The organism is Nitrospirota bacterium, from assembly GCA_016214385.1.
Classification (GTDB): Bacteria; Nitrospirota; Thermodesulfovibrionia; order UBA6902; family JACROP01; genus JACROP01.
In genome coordinates, this window is sequence record JACROP010000120.1 from 1 (window position 1) to 2,074 (window position 2,074).

Consider the following 2,074-nt stretch of genomic DNA (forward strand, 5'->3'; position numbering starts at 1 on the left):
AGTCTTTTTATTCTATTATTTTATCTCTCCATGAATAATTCTCGATATTCCATCCTTCATCAAACCTTCGCCAAAATTCAATAGATATCCAAGCTTGCGTCCTGTCAACTTCAGATAGGTCAGCACTTGCTTTTTATGAGCTTTGCTAACCGATTCCACGGATTTCAATTCCAAAATCACTTTGTTTTCCACCAACATATCAGCTCTAAACCCTTCATCAAACTTAATCCCTTGATATTCTATGGGAATCGGAACTTGTCTCTCTACAGACAGTCCTTGCTTCTGTAGTTCATGAGCAAGAGCAACTTCATAAACAATTTCCAGAAGCCCAGGACCAAGCCCTCTATGCACAGCAATCGCAGCATCCACGATGATTTTTCCAATTCCATTTTCCGTCATTATTCTTTGTGGCTCTGTGTCTCTGTGTGATTATTTATCATTCTAACATCCGTTCTACGTCCTTCAAAGGCCGTCAGGATACGCGCTGCCATCTTATCTACATCCCTCTGAAAAGATAACTTATTTTTATTTGCAATACCGCCGAATCTTACTTTTGTATGACCTTTATCTTCTGTAAGTCTTACCCATATTTTTTTGTGGCTCATAAAGAATGCCATAAAGAGCCCGATGGTAATTGTAATACAGCCAAAATAAACAACCCATACACCTGGGTCTTTCCTGACCTGAAGCCCTGTATATTCGACGCCCCAGTAATCAATAAATTCTACTTTGTGCCCTTCAGGAAGGAGTCCTGTTGTCGGATAGCGTTTCAGTATCCAGCCTGTAAATTTTGGTTTATTTCCCTCGGTGAATTCTATACCTACTGCAGGGTTAACCATCTGGTCAGCGTATGTGAATAGCATGCCGGAAGGGTCCTGGGCAATGGCAGGCGAGAAATTTATAATCCTCCCTTTTATGGCAGTTCCAGGGATTTCAAAGACTTCGTTGGGCCGAAGCCTGAGGATACTTTCCTGCCTTCCCTTCGGGACTATCCTCAGGATAAACTCTCCTGTTGCATTGGGAACCATGCCATAGCTTGATTGATAAAAAGTAATGCCTTTATACGTAAGGGGCGTGTTAACCTCTATAACCTTTTTAAGAACCTCACGTCCGCCTTCAACTATAATGAGCTCACTCTGATATTCTTTTGGCATGTCTGACATGCCGTAATATTCTGTATCATACCAGTTACACTTTATAGTAAAACCTAATGGTATCTCTTTGCCGCTTCTTGAATATGCTACACTTGATGCTTCTCCCTCTGGAAGATTCAAAGAACCTTTAAAGCCAAAGAAAATGCCAATAATGGCGCCTGCTAAAATAAGTATAACGCTAAGGTGGACAATATAAACTCCCAAACGCGTGTATCTCCCCTTCTGTGAATAAAACTGGACTGCGCCCCCCTCTTCTTTTGACTCCGATGCATTAAACCCTGCTGATTTGAGGGCATTTAAGACCACATCTTTTGCCTTAGAAAGCCCTGCCTTTACTTTTAACTCTTTTTTTGTCTGGAGGTTATTAATTACGTCTTCCTTCACAGGCTTCATAGGCTCATTAACAAAGCGCCATATCTTTGGCAGCCTCTCAAAGGAGCATATAATAATATTGGAAGAAAACAGCAAAAGGAGCGTCACAAACCACCATGAGCGGTACATATCCATAAAGCCAAGCCTGAAGAAAACCTCATAGAGGATAGGTGCTAAGCCTTCACCAAAGATTTTTGTGAGGAGTCTTATATTCTTCTCTGGCTCTGCCTGCTGTTCGATTATTGTGCCTATTATTGATGTGAGGGAAAGAATTATGAAAAGGATGATGACGAGTTTAACAGAGGAAAAAAAATCCCAAACCCTATCTACAATACTTATCTTTTTTTTATCTTCCAAAGTTGTTGCCTAAAATTAAAGTTAGTATTTATATCATAAATTTTAAAATAAAGTCAAACTACGCCATTGACAGGGTAGCATTACTTTTTCCGTGATACCCCCTCACCCTGTCCCTCTCCCACAAGGGGAGAGGGGAGTGATTTTTATTCCTCTTTATCTCCCCTCTCTTGTCTGCCCCGCTTCGCGGAGCG

2 protein-coding genes are annotated in these 2,074 nt (G+C 41.0%); both read right to left on the bottom strand.

Annotation, left to right across the window (positions count from 1 at the left end; genetic code table 11):
• Nucleotides 1–15: 15 nt before the first annotated feature.
• Nucleotides 16–399, bottom strand: coding sequence for a GxxExxY protein (locus HZC12_07585; GenBank protein MBI5026572.1), 384 nt, complete (start codon nt 397–399; stop codon nt 16–18).
• A complete protein-coding gene (locus tag HZC12_07590; protein ID MBI5026573.1) occupies nt 399–1,883 on the bottom strand; it encodes a cytochrome c biogenesis protein ResB in 1,485 nt (494 codons plus the stop codon). Before HZC12_07590 ends, HZC12_07585 begins: the two co-directional genes overlap by 1 nt.
• Between the last annotated feature and the right edge of the window lie 191 nt (nt 1,884–2,074).

Coding starts and splice junctions, on each gene's coding strand:
- HZC12_07585 (MBI5026572.1), bottom strand. CDS start 399: ATGACGGAAAATGGAATTGGAAAAATCATCGTGGATGCTGCGATTGCT.